Annotated in this window: 16 protein-coding genes and 1 tRNA gene; 7 read left to right on the top strand and 10 right to left on the bottom strand. The window is 68.9% G+C overall.

What is annotated here, in order from left to right; genetic code table 11:
• The first annotated feature begins 97 nt into the window (after positions 1 to 97).
• The gene (locus G5B46_RS23860) at positions 98 to 571 is read left to right on the top strand and encodes a glucuronosyltransferase (protein WP_240903638.1); all 474 of its coding nucleotides are present in this window, start codon (positions 98 to 100) and stop codon (positions 569 to 571) included.
• Positions 568 to 1,053, top strand: coding sequence for a glycosyltransferase (locus G5B46_RS23855; RefSeq protein ID WP_165263138.1), 486 nt, complete (start codon positions 568 to 570; stop codon positions 1,051 to 1,053). Before G5B46_RS23860 ends, G5B46_RS23855 begins: the two co-directional genes overlap by 4 nt.
• Positions 1,054 to 1,125: 72 nt before the next feature.
• Here G5B46_RS23855 and G5B46_RS23850 read toward each other — a convergent pair whose 3' ends face one another.
• Complete coding sequence (locus G5B46_RS23850) at positions 1,126 to 2,418, bottom strand: polysaccharide pyruvyl transferase family protein (RefSeq protein ID WP_165263136.1); 1,293 nt, start codon at positions 2,416 to 2,418, stop codon at positions 1,126 to 1,128.
• Positions 2,415 to 3,851, bottom strand: coding sequence for an oligosaccharide flippase family protein (locus G5B46_RS23845; protein ID WP_346764975.1), 1,437 nt, complete (start codon positions 3,849 to 3,851; stop codon positions 2,415 to 2,417). The genes G5B46_RS23850 and G5B46_RS23845 overlap by 4 nt, the downstream gene beginning before the upstream one ends.
• Positions 3,852 to 4,060: 209 nt before the next feature.
• On the opposite strand from G5B46_RS23845, the gene G5B46_RS23840 reads away from it, so the two are divergent.
• On the top strand, positions 4,061 to 5,281 hold the full coding sequence (locus G5B46_RS23840) for a glycosyltransferase (protein WP_165263132.1): 1,221 nt from the start codon (positions 4,061 to 4,063) through the stop codon (positions 5,279 to 5,281).
• A 16-nt stretch (positions 5,282 to 5,297) separates the two neighbouring features.
• Here the strand turns inward: G5B46_RS23840 and G5B46_RS23835 are convergent, their stop codons facing one another.
• The 4 genes from G5B46_RS23835 to G5B46_RS23820 are packed head-to-tail and all read right to left on the bottom strand — an operon-like array spanning position 5,298 to position 8,600.
• Complete coding sequence (locus G5B46_RS23835) at positions 5,298 to 5,942, bottom strand: SGNH/GDSL hydrolase family protein (protein WP_165263130.1); 645 nt, start codon at positions 5,940 to 5,942, stop codon at positions 5,298 to 5,300.
• The gene (locus G5B46_RS23830; RefSeq protein WP_165263128.1) at positions 5,939 to 7,144 is read right to left on the bottom strand and encodes an O-antigen ligase family protein; all 1,206 of its coding nucleotides are present in this window, start codon (positions 7,142 to 7,144) and stop codon (positions 5,939 to 5,941) included. Before G5B46_RS23830 ends, G5B46_RS23835 begins: the two co-directional genes overlap by 4 nt.
• Positions 7,141 to 8,025 carry a glycosyltransferase family 2 protein gene (locus tag G5B46_RS23825; RefSeq protein WP_165263126.1) on the bottom strand — a complete coding sequence of 295 codons (885 nt, stop codon included), beginning with the start codon at positions 8,023 to 8,025 and terminating at the stop codon, positions 7,141 to 7,143. The genes G5B46_RS23830 and G5B46_RS23825 overlap by 4 nt, the downstream gene beginning before the upstream one ends.
• Entirely contained in the window at positions 8,022 to 8,600 is a 579-nt protein-coding gene (locus tag G5B46_RS23820) for an acyltransferase (protein ID WP_240903636.1), read from the bottom strand. Before G5B46_RS23820 ends, G5B46_RS23825 begins: the two co-directional genes overlap by 4 nt.
• 260 nt (positions 8,601 to 8,860) lie before the next feature.
• On the opposite strand from G5B46_RS23820, the gene G5B46_RS23815 reads away from it, so the two are divergent.
• Positions 8,861 to 10,030, top strand: coding sequence for an alginate lyase family protein (locus G5B46_RS23815; RefSeq protein WP_165263124.1), 1,170 nt, complete (start codon positions 8,861 to 8,863; stop codon positions 10,028 to 10,030).
• A gap of 45 nt (positions 10,031 to 10,075) precedes the next feature.
• Here G5B46_RS23815 and G5B46_RS23810 read toward each other — a convergent pair.
• The 4 genes from G5B46_RS23810 to G5B46_RS23795 all read right to left on the bottom strand — a co-directional run bounded on the left by G5B46_RS23810 (position 10,076) and on the right by G5B46_RS23795 (position 14,853).
• A tRNA-Cys gene (locus tag G5B46_RS23810) sits at positions 10,076 to 10,149 on the bottom strand.
• Positions 10,150 to 10,241: 92 nt separating this feature from the next.
• Complete coding sequence (locus tag G5B46_RS23805; RefSeq protein WP_165263122.1) at positions 10,242 to 11,396, bottom strand: MFS transporter; 1,155 nt, start codon at positions 11,394 to 11,396, stop codon at positions 10,242 to 10,244.
• On the bottom strand, positions 11,393 to 13,660 hold the full coding sequence (locus tag G5B46_RS23800; protein WP_165263120.1) for a TonB-dependent receptor: 2,268 nt from the start codon (positions 13,658 to 13,660) through the stop codon (positions 11,393 to 11,395). The genes G5B46_RS23805 and G5B46_RS23800 overlap by 4 nt, the downstream gene beginning before the upstream one ends.
• A gap of 83 nt (positions 13,661 to 13,743) precedes the next feature.
• Complete coding sequence (locus G5B46_RS23795; protein WP_165263118.1) at positions 13,744 to 14,853, bottom strand: phosphatidylinositol-specific phospholipase C1-like protein; 1,110 nt, start codon at positions 14,851 to 14,853, stop codon at positions 13,744 to 13,746.
• 248 nt (positions 14,854 to 15,101) lie between these two features.
• Here G5B46_RS23795 and G5B46_RS23790 point away from each other — a divergent pair, with 248 nt between their 5' ends.
• From G5B46_RS23790 to G5B46_RS23780, 3 genes are all read left to right on the top strand, one after another.
• The gene (locus tag G5B46_RS23790) at positions 15,102 to 17,870 is read left to right on the top strand and encodes a TonB-dependent receptor (RefSeq protein WP_165263116.1); all 2,769 of its coding nucleotides are present in this window, start codon (positions 15,102 to 15,104) and stop codon (positions 17,868 to 17,870) included.
• A 130-nt stretch (positions 17,871 to 18,000) separates the two neighbouring features.
• Positions 18,001 to 18,588 (top strand): TetR family transcriptional regulator, encoded by a 588-nt coding sequence (locus G5B46_RS23785; RefSeq protein WP_165263114.1) that lies wholly within the window; start codon positions 18,001 to 18,003, stop codon positions 18,586 to 18,588.
• Positions 18,589 to 18,614: 26 nt separating this feature from the next.
• A complete protein-coding gene (locus tag G5B46_RS23780) occupies positions 18,615 to 19,619 on the top strand; it encodes an NAD-dependent epimerase/dehydratase family protein (protein WP_165263112.1) in 1,005 nt (334 codons plus the stop codon).
• Positions 19,620 to 19,693 lie beyond the last annotated feature (74 nt).

The raw sequence follows: 19,693 nt of genomic DNA, 5'->3' as shown, positions 1-19,693 counted from the left end.
CCACGGCTTCACCTACGCCTCGGTGGGGCGCGGGGCGGCGGCCGAGGCCGCGGAACCGGCCGCGTCGCCGGTTTCGGTCGGGGCGTGAGGAACCGACATGGCCAAGGACATGGATGAGCGGCGATTGACGCGGGTCCTGGCGGTCTCGTCGTCGGGCGGCCATTGGGAGCAGCTGATGCTGCTGCGCGACAGCTTCCAGGGATGCGACGTGCAGTACGCCGCGACGATGGAGGGACTGGGCGAACGCTCGGGCGTCGGGGCCACCCGCATCGTTCCCGACTTCAACGCCAACAAGCCGATGCGCGTGCTGACGGGCCTGATGGCGGTGGCCAAGGTGGTGCGTGACGCCAAGCCGAACGTGGTGATCTCGACCGGCGCCGCGCCGGGCCTGATCGCGCTGCTGGTCGGCAAGATGATCGGCGCGCGCACGATCTGGATCGACAGCGTCGCCAATTCCGAGCGGCTGTCGCTGTCGGGCCGCATGGCCGGACGGATCGCCGACCTCTGGGTGACGCAGTGGGAGCACTTGGCCAATCGCAACGGCCCGGTCTACTACGGAGCAGTGCTATGATCCTGGCGACCGTCGGCACCCAGCTGCCCTTCGATCGGCTGATCGGCGCGCTGGACGAACTGGCGCCCAAGCTGGGCGTCAAGGTCGTGGCCCAGATCGGCGCCCAGGGGCGGGAGCCCGTCAACATCGAGTGGCGACGCACGATGGAGCCCCGCCAGTTCGAGGCCCTGTTTCTGGAAGCCTCGGTGATTGTCGCCCATGCCGGCATCGGCACCGTGCTGGCCGCCAAGCGCCATCGCAAGCCGATCATCATCGTGCCGCGCCGGGCCGCCCAGGGCGAGCACCGCAACGACCACCAGATGGCCACCGCCCGCCAGCTGGGCGGAAGCCCCGGCATCTACGTGGCTCACGACATCGACGAACTGGGCGGGCTGCTGTCGCGGACCGACCTGGAGCGGCCTTCGCCAGAGGCTGGGCGGTCGATCGGCGCCCTGCACAGCGCGCTGCGCAACTTCATCCAGACGGGCGTGGCGGTCAGCTGACCTTCACGTCTTCGACGAACTGAAGCGGCCCCTCTTGCGAAAGAGGGGCCGCTTTCGTTTGTGGGCCTGTCCTCAGGCGACGGGCCAGAGCGTGCTGAGGTTGGACTGCGAGGCGCTCTTCACCTGGGGTAGGGCCTCGGCGACCTGCGCGCGCAGGGCCGGGGCCTTGGCGAACGAGTCGAGCACCAGGCGGCTGAGGCGCTCGGCGTCCTTGGCTTCCTCGGGCGCGATCAGTTGCTCTTCAGACAGCGAGAAGTGCTCGAAGAGGCCCGCGAACTTGCCCTGGTAGGTAATGCCGACGACGGGCACGCCCGAGCCCAGCGAGCCGATCGCCAGGTGCATGCGGCCGGTGAACACCATGTCGAGCTCGGCGGCGATCGCCTTGATCTCGCCGGCCGAGATCTCCTTGTCCTGCAGGAAGGCGTGGCCGGGGCGGTCGATCGCCTCGAGCACGCGGGCCAGCAGCGCCACGTCGCCGTGAGTTTCGCCACGGAAGTCGTGGGGCAGCAGCACGACGCTGGAGCCCGTTTCGTCGATCAGGCGGCGGGCCGCCGTGGCGGCGGCCTCGACCAGCCGGCCGATCTCCTCGGGGTCGCGGTTGGGCACCAGCATCGGGTGGACGTTCAGGCCGCACACCGGGCGGCCCTCGGCGCGCTGGGCGCGGACCCAGGCCAGGGTCTGGGCGATGGCGTCCGACTCACGCGGCTTCAGCATGAAGGCGCAGTCGGCGACCCGGCGGCCGGGCGTGGCCGACAGGGCGTCGAACCGGCGAAGCGACACCGGGTCGCGCAGGTTGATGGCCAGGCTCGGCGAGAGCTTGTTCTTCAGGAACAGGCGGACCGGCCAGGCCGCGCTGCTGTTGAACGAGAAGCCGCCGATCACCGCGCGGCCGCCCGCGCTGGCGAAGATCTCGGCGACCATCCAGAGGCGCAGCGAGGTGATGCTGGAATAGTAGCCGTCGAGCACGTCGGCGCCGATGACCAGCAGGGCGTCGTAGGCGCGCAGGCCCTTGGCGATGTCGCCCAGGTTCCACGGCGCGCGCCAGACCGGCACGGCTTCGACGCCCTGGGCGACGATGCGTTCGGGCAGGTCGTTGCCGGCGGTGGCGATGCCGATGCGGACGCCGGGCGTGCGGCGGCGGGCCTCGTCGATGATCGCCTGGATCATCGCCTCGTCGCCGCGCGAGCCAAACGGGTCGCGGCCATCGGCGCTGAGGATCACCAGGCTTTTCGGCGGCTCTTCGGAGGGCTGGGCCGCCAGGGCCGAGCGCGCGCGGGACCACTGCGACAGCATCTGCGGCGTGCGGACGAGCTCACGCAGGCGTTCGCGCGGCGACTTTTTGCGTCCTTCGGCGATGCGGCTCAATTTGCAGTTCCCTTGATCCAGGCGGGGACGCGGCGCCCGCCTACCGAAACGATGGCCCGGCGCAGGGCGGGGCCGTTGAAGAGCATGGCGCTGGCCAGGTAGACCGCGCCCCCGATCGCGCCCAGCACCACCAGCCGCGGCAGCGAGTGGCCGAGCGTGCCGACATAGGGGCGCAGCGCCCAGATCGCGCCGAACATCAGGAAGGCGCTGAGCGCGAACGGCGTGACGATCTTCAGCAGGCGGGCCAGCGAATAGCCGACCTCGCGCCGCCCGAAGGCGAAGCTGACCATGCCCAGCACTGCGTGCGAGATCGAGAAGGCCAGCACGATGGTCTGCAGGCTGCGGCCGTAGGTGGCGGAAAGCACGATCACCGAGGCGATCGCCTTCATGCCCTGGACGACCATCGCCACGCCGGGGCGGCCCACGGCGTTCAGCAGCGTGCCGTTGTAGTATTGCAGCAGGCGGAAGGCGCCCAGCAGCGACAGCGGCAGCAGGATCGCCTCGCTGCCGTGGCCGTTGCGGCCAAAGGCGATGTCGGTGATCTCGGGGGCCAGCGCGCCCAGCATCACGAAGATCGGGAAGGCCAGGGCCGAGGTCAGTTCGAACGACTTGTAGAGCGCTTCCACCAGGGCGGGCCGGTCGTCGGCCAGGCGCGAGAAGTGCGGCATCGACACGTCGATGGTCACCGCGCTGATCAGCTGCATCAGCACGGCGTAGATGCGCGAGCCCATGATGTAGAGCGCCAGGGCGGCGGGGCCGAGGGCCGCGACGATGAACAGCTCGATGCTGCGGCCGCCGACATAGTCGAGCATGCGCGAGGCGAAGACCTTGGAGCCGAAGCGCACCAGCGGCAGGGCCCGCGCGGGCGAGGCCGGACGGGGCGTCCAGGGGCGGCGCCACCACACCATGACGGCGTTGATCAGCGCGAACAGCACCAGCTGGGCGGCCATGCTCATGGCGCCGAAGCCCAGCAGGGCCAGGCCCACGCCGACCGCGCCGCTGACCAGGGTGGCGATCAGCCCGCGCATGGCCAGCCAGCGGAAGTCGCCGTTGCGGCGCAGGACGGACTGGGGAATGTAGCTCAGCGCGTTGATCAGGACGGCGACCAGCGCCACCGACAGGATGGGGGTCAGGCCGGGCGCGCCGAGGAAGGTCTCGAGCTGGGCTGAAAAGATCAGGCAGGCGGCCGCGACGATGATCGAGAAGCCGACGTTGAACAGCGCCGCGGCTGACAGAATCTCGTCATCGATCTCCTTGGCCTGGACCACGGCTTCGCCCAGGCCGTTCTCGGCGAAGATCTCGGCGATGGCGATGACGGCGATGGCCGCGCTGAAAAGGCCAAGCTGTTCCTTCGGCAAGATTCTTGCCAAAGCGAAGAACACGGCAACGGATCCGAGGCGCACGCCCCAGTGCCGCAGCGCCGACCAAAACACTTGCAGTCTTATGCTCAAGGTCAGCGATCTCTGTCACAAAAAACGAAAGTTGGGTTTCGGCTTTGTATGTTCTTATATTGCCTTTCGTGACGCATATATTCTTGCCTCACCTATAGCAAGCGCTTAGGTTTGAGTGGGTCACACATTCTCGGATCGATGAACTGCATGCATAAGAAACGGCACGTTCAGCGCGTTAGGCGTGCGGCGCGATGACGGTCGGCAAGCGTACCGCGGCCTTCATCTGCGATGAGCCGCCGGCTCCGAACCAGAGCGGCCCGAGCACCTACAACCATACGATCCTGCAGGGCCTGATCGACCTCGGCTACGCCGTCACGGTCATCTGCACGACGCGCCGCTTCAAGGCGGTCGTGACCCGCGCGCCCCGTGTCGAGGCCCAGGTTCGCTACATCCACGCCCGGCAGGTCGGCGACCTGCTGGTCTGCGTCACGCCGCAAGCGATCGCGCGGGCCGGCAAGGCGATGCTGAAGACCCTGGCGCCCAAGCGCGGGGGCGGCGCTTCGGCAGGCGAGGGAGACCGGGTGGCCCGGATCGGCCGTTTCCTGTCGCCGCGAGAGCGGCGGGCGGTCGCCGAACTGATCCCCGCCGACGTCGACGTGCTGGCGGTCGACACCATCTTCCGCGCGGCGCCGCTCGAGGGCTGGAAAGGCCAGGCACGCACCGTGCTGGTGGCCCATGACGTCTTCTACGAGCGGTCGCGTTCCTTCGCCGAGAACGGCTTCAAGGTCCTGCCGATGATCGAGCGCGACGCCGAGGCCGCGATCGTGGGGCGGTTCGACTGCATCGTCGCGATCAACAGCAGCGACCAGGAGCGCCTCGCCGACCTGGCGCCGGCGCGGCCGTGCGTGACCATCCTGCCCACCGCCAGCAGCAAGCCCGCGGCTTTGGACGGGCAGGCAGAGCGTCCGGCCAACCAGATCTTCTATCTGGGCACGCGCGCGCACCACAACGTGGACGGCCTGCGCTGGTTCTTCGACACGGTCTGGGACCAGGTCAGGGCGCGCCGTCCGGACGCCGTGCTGAACCTGGTCGGCTCGATCTGCGAGGACTTCCGCGACGAGCGCGCGGGGGTGGTTCTTCACGGTCGGGTCGACGACCTGTCGTCGGTGGCCGGCCGGTGCGCCTTCGCCATCAATCCGGTGCGGATGGGCAGCGGGCTGAAGATCAAGATGGTCGACTGCTTCAACCTGGGCCTGGGCTGCGTGACCACCCGCGTGGGGGCCTACGGCTTCCCGGTGGGCGAGGCCGCGCCGTTCGCCGCCGTCGATGGACCCGAGGCCTTCGCCGACGCCGTCGTTCGCTGGATCGACCAGCCGGACCTGGCGCGCCAGGCCGGCCTGGACGCCGTCGGTTATGCGCGGCTGTTCCGCCAGGAGGGTGCGACCAGCGCCCTGGAAACCGTCCTGGCCTGACCTTCGTCGGCCTTGCTCAGCAGGGTTTGCCGGCGATCTGGGCCGCCATGTGCGGTGCGACGATGCGGCGGGCGTAGTCCGGATCGGGATGGCGCCCGTCGGGGATGGCCCGGCGGAGCGTGTCCGGACCAAGCTTGCGCCACAGGGGGCGATGGTCGACGAAGGTCGCACCCTCTTCGCGGGCCAGTTGCTGGTACTGGCGATAGTAGAGGTCGAGGCGAGGCCGCGTGAGCTGCGCCATGCCGACGGACGGGTTCATCGCCAGCAGGAAGATGCGGCTGCCCGGGAACTCCTTGCGCAGGCGGCGAACCATCGAGCGGGCGTTGTCCAGGCTTTCGCGCGGCCCCACGCCCTTGAGCAGGTTGGCGTCGCCGCCGGCGAAGTCGATGGTCACCACGTCCGGGCGCAGCGCGACGGCCCGGTCCATGGCGTCCAGCCCCCAGCGCGAGGTCACGCCGGGCGCGGCGACGCGGGTGACCCGCACCTCGCGGTGAAGGCAGGCGCTGAGGCGCTTCTGCAGTTCGGGCTGCCAGTGGTTGCGGGACGTCAGGCTGGCGCCGATCGTCACCACCTGCAGCGGCCGATCGGCCTTGGCGTGAGCGGAAAGCGGCGCCGAGGCCATCAGGGTCGCCGCCGCGAGCGTGGCAAGGCCGGGTCTCAACTGATCGCGCCGCGCGACACCCCGCGTCCCGCGCTTCCAGGCGGCGTCAGCCAGGCCGGCCGCGACGGTCGCGGCCTGGGGCTGCGGACCTCGCGCGTGGCGAACGAGGCGATGGCCCCGACGAACAGCAGCGTGAAGTAGGGCGGCGTCGCCAGCGCGTTGTCGGTCAGGCTGAGCATCAGGTAGCCGAGCGCGGCGACCAGCATGGTGGCGTTGGGCGGATGGCGGCGCGACAGCCACACCGCCGCCATGGCGCCGATGAACATGCCGAAGAAGGCGAACGAGCCGACATAGCCGAGCTCGACGGCGATGCGCAGGAAGTCGTTGTGCGAGGCGGCCGAGCCCGTGAGGATGTAGACGCTGCGCGGCACGGCCTTGATCGCGTGGCCAAAGCCGATGCCGGTGCGGCCGTATTCCTGCAGCAGCCCCTCGAGATAGTTCCAGAGCAGTTCGCGGCCGCTGAGGCTGTTCATCGAGAAGCGCTTGATGATCGGGCCGCCGAGCACGGCGACCGCGCCCAGCACGGCGTAGACGCCGCCGAAGCCGATCAGGAACTTGCGCGAGCCGCGGTCCTTGTAGGTGGCGAAATAGGTGTAGGCCAGCAGCATGGCGGCGATGGCCACGGGCATCCGGGCTGCGGTCGCCACCAGGATCAGCATGTTCACGCCCGCCAGTATGGCGTAGCGGCGGTCGCGAAGGCTGGCGTACTGCCCCGCGGCGAAGGCGCCGGCCATGGCGAAGCCGCCCAGGAAGGCCGGAATGGTCGAGCCCTGCAGGCGCGGAACGCCCGTATAGCCCTGGCTGAACATGCTCCAGACGCCGATGACCTGGTAGACGAGGCCTAGCCCAAGCGCCAGCAGCGGCACCCAGGAGGCCAGGACCAGCCCGAAGTTGATGTCCTTCTTGTCGGGAATGCCGGCCAGCAGCAGAAACGGGATGATGTACTGCGTGACGGCGCGCAGATAGACGTCCCAGCTGAAGCTGGCCCAGTCGGTGGCCATCGCCAGGATCGTGGTCAGGGCCAGCGTCGCCGCCAGCAGCACCAGCACCACGTAGTTCTTGGGCCGGGTCGCCACATAGACGATGGCGGCGATCAGGAAGAACGACTTGATCAGCGCATTGATGCCGTCGGCCCGGAACGCCAGGTCGAAGTTCAGCAGAAACGACAGGTAGCCGACGAAGAAAAGGACGCGAAACGTCATTCAGCGATCCCGTAGCGCAGCTTGGTCGTCGACAGCGAGGCGCGCACGGCGCTGACCAGCGTCGAAAGGCTCATGCGCCGCCGCAGCAGGTAATAGACGCCGACGGCGATCTTGCGCAGGTACTGCCGGTTGGCGGCGGGCCCCAGGCCGCGGTTCTTGGCGATCGCCAGCAGGCTGCCCAGGAAATACTCCTGGCGCTTCTCGACGATCTTGTCGCGGTGACCGATCATCTGGACGTCGAGATAGACCACGTCCTTGGCGCCGAAATAGGCCCGGATGGCGTAGTCGGTGTCCTCGCCGCCGCCGCTGGGCGTGCCCAGGCCCAGGTTCTCGTCGAAGCCGCCCAGGTCGCGCAGCAGGCCGCTGCGCAGGAAGATGGTGTTGGACGAGGCGTTCTTGACCGCCTCGTCGAGGCTGGCCGGGCGAAGCTGGACCGAGAGGTCGCCCGCCGGCTGGGGCTGCGAGCCGTAGCGGCAGAAGGCCAGGTCGAGCTGCGGGGTGTCGGCGAACACCTTGCGCAGGGTGGCCAGCGCGCCGGGCGGATACCACGCGTCGTCGTCGGGGAAGGCGCCGATGGCGTCGGGCGAGACGGTGTCGCCGGCTTCCTGGGCGAAAAGGTTCAGCAGCACGTTGCGGGCCGCAGACAGCGACATGCGCTGGGGCGAGCCGACCACGGTCATGAAGCTGGGCGCCTTCTGGCGGAAGGCCTCTACGTCGGCGTCGCTGGCGCGCTGCAGCAGGATGAAGCTGCGGATCGCGCCGGCGCCGAGTTCGGTCTCGCTTTCGCGCAGGGCCGCGATGTGCCGTTCCAGCTCGTGGCCGCGCGGCGAGAGGAAGTCGGTGGTGGTGAAGAGATAGAAGAGAGGGGCGGGCGCGCTCATGATTCCTTCGTCCACTCCCGGTTGGCCATCCGGCCTTCGCTCAGCTCGATGCCGCGCTTGATGACCTTGGCCGGGTTGCCGGCGACGGCGCAGTTCGACGGCACGTTCTCGGAAACCACCGCGCCGGCGGCGACGATGACCTGGTCGCCGATCACCACGCCGGGCAGGATCACCGAGTTGATGCCGATGAAGCAGTCGTCGCCGATGACGGTGCGGCGATGCATCTTGCGCACGCCGTCGTGCGACAGGACGACCGCGCCGTTGGTGACGGCGGTGCGCGCGCCGATGTGCACGCCGCGGGGGTTGGTCTTGTCGAGGCGGGCGCCGAACGAGATGCGGGCGGTGGGATGGATGTTCATCCCGTAGATCAGGCGGAGGTAATCCCGATTCAGGCCGACGACCTTCTTGCGAACGGCGGTGCGAAGTTTCGCTAGCATCGTGTGCTTATGTCCCGTCAACAAAGACGTTGAAGTGAAGGCGAGATTTGAAGGTTTCTTGCCGTAGAGGATGCGTTCTTCAGGCGAGTTTGTGGCGCGCCCGTGTTCATCCACGCTTTGCGCGATCTTGCGTCGCAACATCTCCATAGCACGCGATGCGACTTGGGAAATCCGGATTCTCCGAACGGCAACGCTTAACAGCGATGGTCTCGCCGCAATTTTGATCGTCGTACGACAATCTCTGCATAGGGTTTGACCTGCGCTCTCTTTCCCTCGGCTCGTATGCTCAAGCCGCCACGTTGCCGCCCTAGTGCCCAAGCGGAGTGGCCGTGGGAGGCGGGCAGCCCGTTCGTCGCGGCTCCCGGCGTCCCAGTGTCCCGAGTATCGAGGGGTTCAGTATGACCCGGAATGTTGGAAGATTTACGGCTGCGGCGCTGGCGAGACCGGCGCCGGCCAGGATCTGGGGGCTGCAGGCTCTGGTGCTGGCCGTGGCGCTTGTCCTGAGCTGGGCCGGTTCGGTGCGGGCGGCCGATTTCGCGGTCGTCGATCCCGCAACGGTGCAGGCGGTCAAGCAGATGGGACGGGAGGGCGTGGGCGGCAAGTTCATCGCTCGCGCCATCAAGACCGTGAACCGCGCGCCCGCGCCGGTGTCGGCGTTCCGCGTCGAGGGCACGCTGCCAGGCGATCCGCAGCGTACCGCCAGCATCAAGGCCGAGCGGGACTTTCCCGTCATGCTCGACCAGGCCGTGGCCTATCGGATCACCGGCGATCCGCGCCACCTGGCCACGCTGAACCGCTATTTCGACGCCTGGACGGCGATCTACTCGCCCACGTTCAATCCGATCGACGAGACCCGGCTGGACGTCATGATCATGGCCTTCGACCTGTCGCGCGAGGACCTGGATCCCGCCGTCCGCGACCGCTTCGTCGCGCTGATGCGCAAGATGTCCGAGGGCTATCTCTCCGACATGGAGGGCAAGTACGCCACCGTGGTCCACAACTGGCAGAGCCATCGCGTCAAGCTGGCGACGATGTCGGCCTACGAGACGGGCGATGCGGCGCTGATCACCCGGGCGGGCCAGGCCTATCAGCGGCAGGTCGACGGCAACGTCTACGCGGACGGCACCGTCTACGACTATCACAGCCGCGACGCGATCCATTACCTGACCTACGACGTCAACGCGCTGATGATCGCGGCCCTGGCGGCGCGGGGCCATGGCCACGACTGGTTCTCGTACGTCAATCCGAACGGCGGGAGCCTGGGCGGGGTGCTGGCCTGGCTGACGCCCTATGCGCTGGGCGAGCAGACCCACCAGGAGTTCGTCAACTCGACGGTGAAGTTCGACGCCCAGCGCGCCGCCGCCGGCCAGTCCGACTTTTCCGGGACCTGGGATCGCGCCGACGGCGCGCAGACCTTCACCCTGGCCACGCTGTTCAACACCGCCTACCGGCCGACGCTGGAGGTGCTGATCCCGCTGCCCGGCGCCAAGGTCTCCGAATGGCTGATGCTGCTCTGCACGGTGAAGAGCGCCCCGGGCGCGGCCTGTCCCGCGGGTGACGCCGTATAGCGGCGCGAGGGCGAGAAGCCCTGTCTGCTATGAAGGAGAAGAGGGTGGAGGCCCGGCCCGGAATCGAACCGGGGTAAACGGATTTGCAGTCCGGCGCGTAACCACTCCGCCACCGGGCCACCGGGTCGACACGCTTGCGTCGGCGAAGAGGGCGGATGGCTATCAGAGGTCTGGCGCGCCTGCAATGGCCAAACTGGCTTATCCCCACGCTTTACGCGCGGCGGGTCAGGTGGAGGCCGCAAATCAAGGCCAGGGTGGCGATCGCGAGGCCGCCGGCCAGCCAGACGGCCGGGCGCACGTCGTGTTCGCTGACGATCAGGGCGGCCAGCAGCGGCCCGGTCGCGCAGCCCAGCAGGCTGGCGCCGGGGCCCAGCAGCGCCGCGCGCCGGCTGGGATCGGCCTCGATGGCCAGAGGGGTCAGGAACGGCGAGGCGAACAGCCAGGCGAAGCCGAACAGGCCCGAGGCGGCCAGGAAGGCCGGCGCCGGCGGCAGGGCGGCGAAGGCCAGCAGGCAGGCGGCCGCTGCGACCACGCCCAGGGTCAGCGACACGAACCACGACATCCGTCCGGCCAGGGCCGTGGCCGCCGCTCCGCCGGCGACCTGGGCGGCCAGCGAGATCGAAAAGGCCAGGCCCGCCGTCGTCGCCGGGTGTCCCGCCTGGCGTGACAGCGGCTCGGCGTAGATCCACAGGGCCAGGATGAAGGCCTGGAAGCAGAACACCGCCGCCAGGGCGGCCCAGCCGCGCGGACTGGGCAGGCCCTTGGGCCCGTCCTCGGTCTCGGGCAGGGCGGCCCAGGCGCGCGGGGCCAGGAAACCGGCCACGGCCGCCGATGCGGCCAGCGCCGCCAGCGACACGAACCCGCCGTCAGGGCCGAACCGGCCGATGACGAAGATGGTCAGGCCGGCCACCACGGCCAGTTGCGCCAGGGTCTGGACGGTCAGGTAGATTCCCGACCAGCGGTCGGGCCGCGACGAGCGCACGATCATGCCGGTGATGATCCAGATCAGCGCGCCGGCCGGCAGGCCCGCCGCCGCGCGGGTCAGCACCAGCAGGCCGTCATGGGCGAGCGTCGAGGCCAGGTTCAGCGCCGCCAGGAAGCAGCCGCAGGCCACCGCCGCCGGCCGCAGTCGCCTTGCGCCGAACAGGGGCCCCAGCACGGCCGCGCCGACGCCCATGGCCGCCAGCTCGGCCATGCCGGCAAGGCCGATCTCGGTCGCCGTCAGCCGCCCCGCCGCCTCCAGTCCGCCCAGCAGCAGCGGGCCGACGCCGGGAAACAGCACCCCGACGATCCCGATCCACAGCACCGCCAGCCGCTGGGTCAGGCTGGGCTTCGGGCCGATCCAGGCCCCGGCCTGGCCGCTCAATAGCGGGCCCGCAGATAGAGGCCGTAGGTGCGCGGCGGTCCCATGCTGAACACGTCGAAGCCCAGGCCCTCGATGGCGGTGATGTCGAGGATGTTGGTCTCGTCGAACAGGTTCTTGCCCCACACGCCCAGCTCGTAGCGGCCGCCGTCCAGCTTCCAGCCCAGCTGGCCGTTGACATAGGCCCGCCCCTTGTCGCTGAGCCGTTCGGTGTTGGCGGTGTCGAAGAAGACCTTCGAGCGGTAGGTGAAGTCCAGTTGGCCGGCGAAGTCGCCGACCGGCAGCGGGTGCTCGTAGCGGACCACGCCGTTGACGCTGGCCTTGGGGGCCGAGGGCAGGCGATTGCCCGAATAGTCCTGCCCGACCGAGACGAAGTCCTTGTACTCGGCGTTCAGCAGGGCCGCGCCCAGGGTCAGCGACAGGCCGCGCATCGGCCGCGCCTCGATCTCGGCCTCGGCGCCGTAGACCCGGGCGGCCGAGGCGTTGGTGAAGTACTGCACCGACAGGGCCCCGCGCTGGATCACGGTGTAAACCTGCAGGTCCTGGTAGTCGTAATAGAAGGCGGCCGCGTTCAGGCGCAGGCGGCGATCAAAGAACTCGCTCTTGGCCCCCACCTCGAAGGCGTCGACGGTCTCGTCGTCATAGGGACCAAGGTCCTCCGGCGCTGTGGTCTGGCCGGTGAAGAAGCCGCCGCTCTTGTAGCCGCGATTGTAGGTCGCATAGAGGTTGGCGTCGTCGCTCAGCGCGTAGCGCAGGCCAAGGCGCCCCGACAGCGACTTGAAGGTCTTGTCGCCGTCGTAGGTGAACAGCGTCAGCAGGCCGTAGTCGACGTCGCTGACATAGTGGAAGCTCTTGTCGTCGACCGAATAGCGCAGGCCCGCCGTAAAGGTCAGCCGGTCGGTGAGGTCGTGGTCCACCTGGCCGAAGACCGCCCAGCTGCGGGTCTTCTGGGTCAGCGGCCAGCCGAACACGCCGATGCTGGCGGCCGGGTCCATGCCGGTCGGATTGTCGGGCGTGGGGCTGCGCAGATCGCCCAGCACGTCGTAGCGACTGTCGTTGGACAGGTCGTCCTTGGCCCAGTAGAGGCCGGTCACCCAGCGGGTGGGGCCCTGGCCGTTCGACTGCAGCCGGAACTCCTGGCTGGCCGTCTCCTGCAGGGCGATGTAGCGCGCGCTGATCACCTGCAGCGGATTGGCGTCGGTGTCCTCCCAGTCGTCGCGGGCCGCGCGCTGGTAGCCGGTGATCGAGTAGAGGGTCATGTCGCCCAGGTCGTAGGAGACGCTGGCCGTCGCCCCGAACAGCTTGACGATGTCCTTGCCCTCGAAGCGGTAGTCGCCTTCGTAGAGGTCGTTGCTGGTGTTGGCGTAGCCCAGCACGTTCGTGCACTGGCCCGAGGTGTAGTAGGCCGGCTTGCAGACGGCGTAGCCGAGGCTGGGATCGAAGTCGCCGGCCGCCTCGGGCGTCTGGGCCACCAGCGAGCGGTGATAGGTCCAGATCGAGCCGCCGCGCGACTGGTTGAGGCTCAGCGTCAGGTCGGCCGTCAGCTTGTCGTCGGGCTTGTAGCGCAGCGCCAGGCGCGTGGCCCAGCGGTTGGCGTCGTTGCCCTTGTTCCCCGTCAGGCGGTTGGTCGTATAGCCGTCGTTCTTGTCGTAGAGGCCGCTGATGCGGAACGACAGGGCGTCGCCGGCGATCGGTCCGCCAAAGCCGCCCTGAGCGTTGATCGCGTTGAAGCGGCCGTACTCGACGGCGATGTCGCCGCCCGGCGTGCTCGAGGGCTTGCGGGTCGTGACGTTGATCGCCCCGCCGGTGGTGTTGCGGCCGTAGAGCGTGCCCTGCGGTCCGCGCAGCACCTCCACCTGTTCAAGGTCATAGAAGCCTGCCAGCTGGGCCAGCGGCGAGGCCACGTACACCCCGTCCACATAGACGCCGACGGCGCTGGCCGTGCCGGGGTTGAAGTCGTTGACGCCGATGCCGCGGATGAACATGCGCGGATTGGCGGCGTTGTCGTCGGTCTTGATCTGCAGGCCGGGCGCCAGGCCCGACAGCGCCAGCACGTCGCCGACCCGCTGGTTCTGCAGCTGGGCGCCTGTCATGGCGGTGACCGAGACGGGCACCTCCTGAAGGTTCTCCGCCCGTCTCTGAGCGGTGACGACGATCTCGTCCAACGCGACGGGCGCGGCCTGGTCGGCCGTCTGAGCCCAGGATGAGGTCGCCGACGCCATCAAGGCGACGGCGGCGACCCCGGCGAACACTTGCAGCTTGCGCACTACAATCCCCCGCATGTCCGTACGAGGAGGATGCTAGCTATAACTATCGTTTTGGCAAGCGCCGTTCGGCGACTTGCGTTTGCCTATTTCGGGATTGCCCTGGAAACAGCGCCGGCGGTCATTTCGACCGCGTCGTTGCAGCCCTTGGGCGCGCGAACGGGATTGCAGGCGGCCGCCACGCCGTCCGGCAGGCGCACGGTGTAGTTCCCCGGCAGGCGCGGGTCGGCCCACATGTAGTCGGTCGAGACGTACTGGGCGCCGCTGGAGAGCGCGGCGTCGCGCATGGTCACGTCGGCGGCGCGGGCGGCCCAGGTGTCGGCGTCGGCGCGGGTGCGCACGATGAACCCGGCCTTCACGGCCGCGGCGATGCGGTCCTTCTGGGCGATCGGATCGTTGAGCGTCAGGTAGGCGGCGGCCGGCGAGGCCTCGTCGGTGTTGACGAACATCGCCCGGCCTTCCAGCGAGGCGCGGGCGCCGCGATAGATCGCCACCTTGGCCGGCCCCTCGTCGAGGGCGAAGAACACCTTGCCGCGGGCGGCCTCCAGCGTCGGCCAGCCGCCGGCCAGCACCGCCTCGCGCAGGGTGGCCTTCCTGCCCTGCACCAGGTCGGGGGTGATCAGGCGATCGGGGCCGAAGACGCCGCGGATCTCGGCGTCCAGCGCATCGAAGGTCTTCTCGTCGAAGGGCAGGGGCGTGACGCCGCCCGGCAGGCTGGGCTGGCCCTCCTTGGCGTTGAGCAGGATCAGGATCGGGACGTGGCTCGGATGGGCGTCCGACCAGGCGCGGAGCTGCGAGAGGCATTCGACGAAGGTCACGCACGAGGTGCGGAAGTCGACGTCGGGCATGTGCAGGGTCTTGAAGCCGGGGCGGGCCAGGGCCTGCGCCGTCGCCGGCGGCAGGGTCGTTCCGCCGCCCAGGGCGGTCAGGGGTCTGGCGTAGCGGTTTCCCTGCGGGTCGGCGACGACGTCGATCTCCAGCTGGCGGGCGCCGGCGTCGAGCTGCTCGGCAAGCGGTCGATGGGCGTAGTCGAGGGCCAGGACGGGTCGCCCGCGCGCGGCGACCATCGCGGCCAGCTCGGCCGGCGGGATCGCCTGCTTGTAGGAATTGTGGGTGCCGACGGCCACAAGGTCGTTCATCCGCAGCGGCGCCTCAGCGCCCGCCGCCATCGTCATCGCCGCCAACAGGCCCAGCATCGCACGCCCTCCACCCTGAGAAAGCGGCCTGTCTAGCCACGGCGCATGACGGTTCGACGTCAGGCCTGCGCCACCGCCCTGCGGCCCATTCGCAACAAATACGGGGAAAGTCGAACGCCCGACGTGGGGCTTCATCGGGCCGTTATCAAACTCGTAACACGCGGTCACAATTTCGCCCTAACCGCCCCGCCATCGCGCCGGAGGCCCGCTCTTGGAGGCTTCCCGGCGATCCAGTTGCAGGGGGTCTCATGTCCACCACGAAGAAAGCGCTGTCGCTCAGCGCCGCGTCGGCCGTCCTGGTCTTCGCCATGCTCGCCGCGCCGGCCCAGGCCGCCGACATCTCGGCCGACGCGCCGATCGCCACCGCCGCCGATGACGCCGACGCCGTCGAGGCCATCGTCGTCCAGGGCTTCCGCAAGTCGCTGGGCGTGGCCCGCGAGATGAAGCGCGACAGCAGCATCGTCGCCGACGTCATCGTCGCCGAGGACATGGCCAAATTCCCCGACCTCAACCTCGCCGAGTCGCTGCAGCGCCTGCCGGGCGTGGCCATCAACCGCGAAGCCGGCGAAGGCCGCCGCGTGTCCCTGCGGGGCCTGGGTCCGGATTTCACCCGCGTGCAGCTGAACGGCATGGAAGTGCTGGGCAACGTCGACTCGCCGATGGACAGCCGCGGCCAGACCTCGCGTGACCGGGCGTTCGACTTCAACATCTTCGCCTCGGAGCTGTTCTCGAAGATCGACGTGCGCAAGTCGTTCTCGGCCGAGCAGGACGAGGGCGGCATGGCCGGCACGGTCGGCCTCTACACCGCCAAGCCGTTCGAGTACTCGGGCCGCAAGGCCGCGCTGTCGCTGCAGGGCGGCACCAACAGCGCCACCAAGGATTTCCAGCCGCGCGTCGCCGGCATGATCAGCCAGAACTGGGACGACAAGTTCGGCGTCCTGGTCTCGGTCGCCTACTCCAAGCGCCAGGTCGAGGAGCAGGGCTACAACACCTACGGCGCGGGCCAGCAGAAGGCCAACGCCGCCAACGTCGTCAATCTCAGCCCGACCGACGCGGCCAAGGCGCTGGCCGGCGAGCTGATCTTCCAGCGCGGCAACCGTCTTTCGGTGTGGGGCGCCGACAACGAGCGCCTGGGCGTGACGACCGCCCTGCAATGGCGCCCGGTCGAGAGCCTGACCCTCACGCTCGACGGCCTGTACGGCAAGTTCTCCAACGACCGCAGCGAGAACCACCTGGCCACCCGCGCCAGCGTCGGTTCGACCATCCTGGGCGCGGCCACGCCGCACTCGGGCGTGACGACCGCCGCCCCGGTGCTGCGCTCGATCCAGTACGACCAGTACAACACCATCATCTACGCCGACGTCGCCAACACGGTGTTCGCCACCGAGACCCGTCGCCAGGAGACCGAGAACACCTTCAAGCAACTGGTCCTGACCGGCGAGTGGGAGGTCTCCGAGAAGCTGAAGGTCGACGGCCACATCGGCCAGGAGACGTCGGACTACGACATCCCGATCTCCGACAAGTTCTACACCGAGGCGTTCGGCGACCTGATCACCGACTACCGCGGCAAGACGGCCAAGAACACCTATGGCTGGAACACCATCGACCCGAACAACTACCGCGCCCACGAAATCGACTTCTCGGCCACCTACCAGACGACCGAACTGAACAACGCCGAGGTCAACCTGGCCTACAAGTTCGACGAGGCCCTGATCCTCAAGGGCGGCCTGTCGTTCCGCGGTTTCAAGAATTCGGGCTACACCCAGACCAACGACGACGTGAACAAGACGCCGTGGGAGAAGGGCACGCTGGATGACCGCGTGACCAACTACTACAAGATCTTCGACAAGCATAAGGACCAGTCGTGGATCATCGTCGACTGGAACAAGGCGCTGGCGCAGTACAACGTCACCCGCACCCTGAGCGCCCCCAAGTCGGTCTATGAGGTCGAGGAAGAGACCAAGGCCGGCTACGTGCAGCTGGACTGGAAGACCGAGCTGGCCGGCATGCGCCTGCGCGGCAACATCGGCGCGCGGGCCTATGACACCGAGCTGACCTCGTCGGGCGTGACCACCCGCACGACGGCGGGCGTCTCCTACAACGTGCCCGCGACGGTGAAGAAGAGCTATTCGGGCGTGCTGCCGGCGTTCAATGCGGTGCTGGAGGTCTCCGACCAGTTCCAGATCCGCGCCGCCGCCGCCCAGAACATCAACCGTCCGGCCCTGGCCGCCTACGCCATGAACGGCACGATCAGCGTCGACGGCTCGACCGTCACGGTCTCGACCGGCAACCCGAACCTCGACCCCTACACCTCCGACGAGTTCGACCTGTCGGCCGAGTGGTACTTCGGCAGCGTCGGCATGCTGACCGCCGGCGTGTTCCACAAGAAGATCGACGGCCTGGTCAGCAGCCAGACCGTGACCAACGTGCCCTATTCCAGCACCGGCCTGGCCGAGGGCCTCTATCCGGGCGTGACGGGGTCGACCAACGTCGCCTCCTACACCCGCCAGGTGAACCTCAACGACGCCACCCTGACGGGTCTGGAACTGAGCGCCCAGAGCGACTTCTTCTTCCTGCCCGGGCCGCTGAAGAACATGGGCGTGGTGGCCAACCTGACCCTGATCGACTCCGAGACGACCAACAAGATCAACACCCTGGACTTCAAGGGCGAGATCTACGGCATGTCCGACGTCAACTCGAACATCACGCTCTACTACGAGACCCCCAAGTGGGGCGGCCGGATGTCGGCCAACTACCGTTCGGACTACACCATCGACAGCGGCGGCTTCGAGGCCACCACCTATGTCGACGCGGCGGCCTTCTACCAGCTTTCGCCGCGCATCCGCCTGACGCTGGACGGGGTGAACCTGACCGACGAGCGCGAGGCCCAGTACAACAGCTTCTGGGTCTACGACACGACCAAGAAGCTGGTGGTCACCCAGCCGGGCGCCCAGCGCCTGTGGAACCACACCAAGAGCGGCCGCACCGTCTTCTTCGGCGCCAACATCCAGTTCTAGGCGCCCGCCAGGACGACCATGGCGCGCCCCGGGGCCTTCCAGTTCCGGGGCGTCGTCGTTTCCGAAGGGTGGTTGCCCGGCGAGATGGACTCATTTATATCCGACTGGTCGGTTATAAATGGAGTTGGTCATGGGCCGCAGACGCATCGTCGATCGTGACGCCGTTCTCGACGCCGCCGAGGCGGTGGTCGCCCGCGACGGGGCCGCGCGTCTGACGCTGGACGCGGTGGCCGAGCAGGCCGGCATCGGCAAGGCCACGGTGCTGTACGACTTCAAGACCAAGGCGGCCCTGATCGACGCCGTGGTCGAGCGGGCGGTGGCGCGCGACAACGCCTTCAACACCGCCATGACCCAGAGCCTGGAAGGGCAGGGCGACGCGGTGATCCGCGGGCGGATCCTGGCGGCGGCCACGCCCCTGCCCGACGACTTCCGCGCCGTGGCCCTGAACCTTTGCGCGGCCCTGGCCCAGGACGCCGGCCTGCGCGGCCATATCCAGCAGAACCAGCGCGCGGTGATCAACGCCCTGACCGCCGATGCGGCCAGCTCGCGCGGGGCGCTGCTGGCCTATCTGGCGCTGGAGGGGCTGAAGCTGCTGGAGGCGCTCGACTATCACGCCTGGCCCGCCGACGAGCGGGCGCGGATCCTGCGCGAGATCAACTGGCTGGTAACCGCAAAGCCCGACGGCGAGGCGCCTCTGCCGTCGCCGAAGACGACCTGAAGACCCCCACCTAGGACCTGGAAAGCATGACCTTCAACGAACCCGCCGTCGGCGGGCGCGCGCCCGCGCGCCTGTTTCTCACCGGGGGCAGCGGCTATGTCGGCCGCAACCTGATCCGCCGCCTCGTCGCCGACGGGGTGCAGGTCGTGGCGTTGGCCCGCAGCGCGGCCGCCATCGAGACCGTCCGCGACCTGGGCGCCGAGCCTTTCGAGGGCGACCTCTTCGATCCGCGTCTGGCGGAGGGCATGGCCGGCTGCGACGCCCTGGTCCACGCCGCCGCCGACACCGATCACGGGGCCGGCGTCGAGGCCAGGCTTCAACGGATCAATGTCGAGGGGACCCGCGCGGTGCTGGCCGCCGCCAAGGCGGCGGGCGTGTCGCGCGCGGTGCTGATAAGCACGGAGTCGGTGCTGCTGGACGGCGCGCCGCTGGTCGGGGCGACCGAGGACCATCCCTATCCCGCGCGTCCGGCCGGGGCCTATTCGAAGACCAAGGGGCGGGCCGAGCGCCTGGCGCTTGCGATGAGCGAGCCGGGCTTCGAGGTCATGGCCGTGCGGCCGCGCTTCGTCTGGGGGCGTGACGACACCACGGCCCTGCCGCAACTGGCCGACGCCGTGCGTTCGGGCGCCTTCGCCTGGATCGACGGCGGCCGCTACCGCACCTCGACCACCCATGTCGCCAACCTGTGCGAGGGCGTGGCGCTGGCGCTGAGGAACGGGGCCGGCGGGCAGGCCTATTTCATCACCGACGGCGAGCCGGTGGAGTTCCGCGCCTTCGCCACGCGCCTTCTGGCCACCCAGGGCCTGACGGCGCCGGACAAGACCGTTCCGCGCGGCCTGCTGAAGACCATCGCCACGGTCGGAGACGCCCTGGCGGCGATCAGCGGCGGCCGCCTCAAGGGCCCGCTCAGCCGGCAGGTCTACGCCACCTCGGCCGTCGAGGTGACGGTCAGCATCGCCAAGGCCCGCGCGGCGCTGGGCTATGCGCCGGCGGTGTCGCGCGAGCAGGGACTGGCGGAGTTGGCGGGGTAGCACCCCCTCAGTCGCTCCGCGACAGCTCCCCCAGAGGGGGAGCATCTGCGCCGCGCCGACCAGATCCTGCCCCT

It is taken from the genome of Caulobacter sp. 602-2 (assembly GCF_011043625.1).
Taxonomy (GTDB): domain Bacteria; phylum Pseudomonadota; class Alphaproteobacteria; order Caulobacterales; family Caulobacteraceae; genus Caulobacter.
Note: the sequence above shows the minus strand (reverse complement) of the source record. Positions and strands in the feature narration are given on the sequence as shown.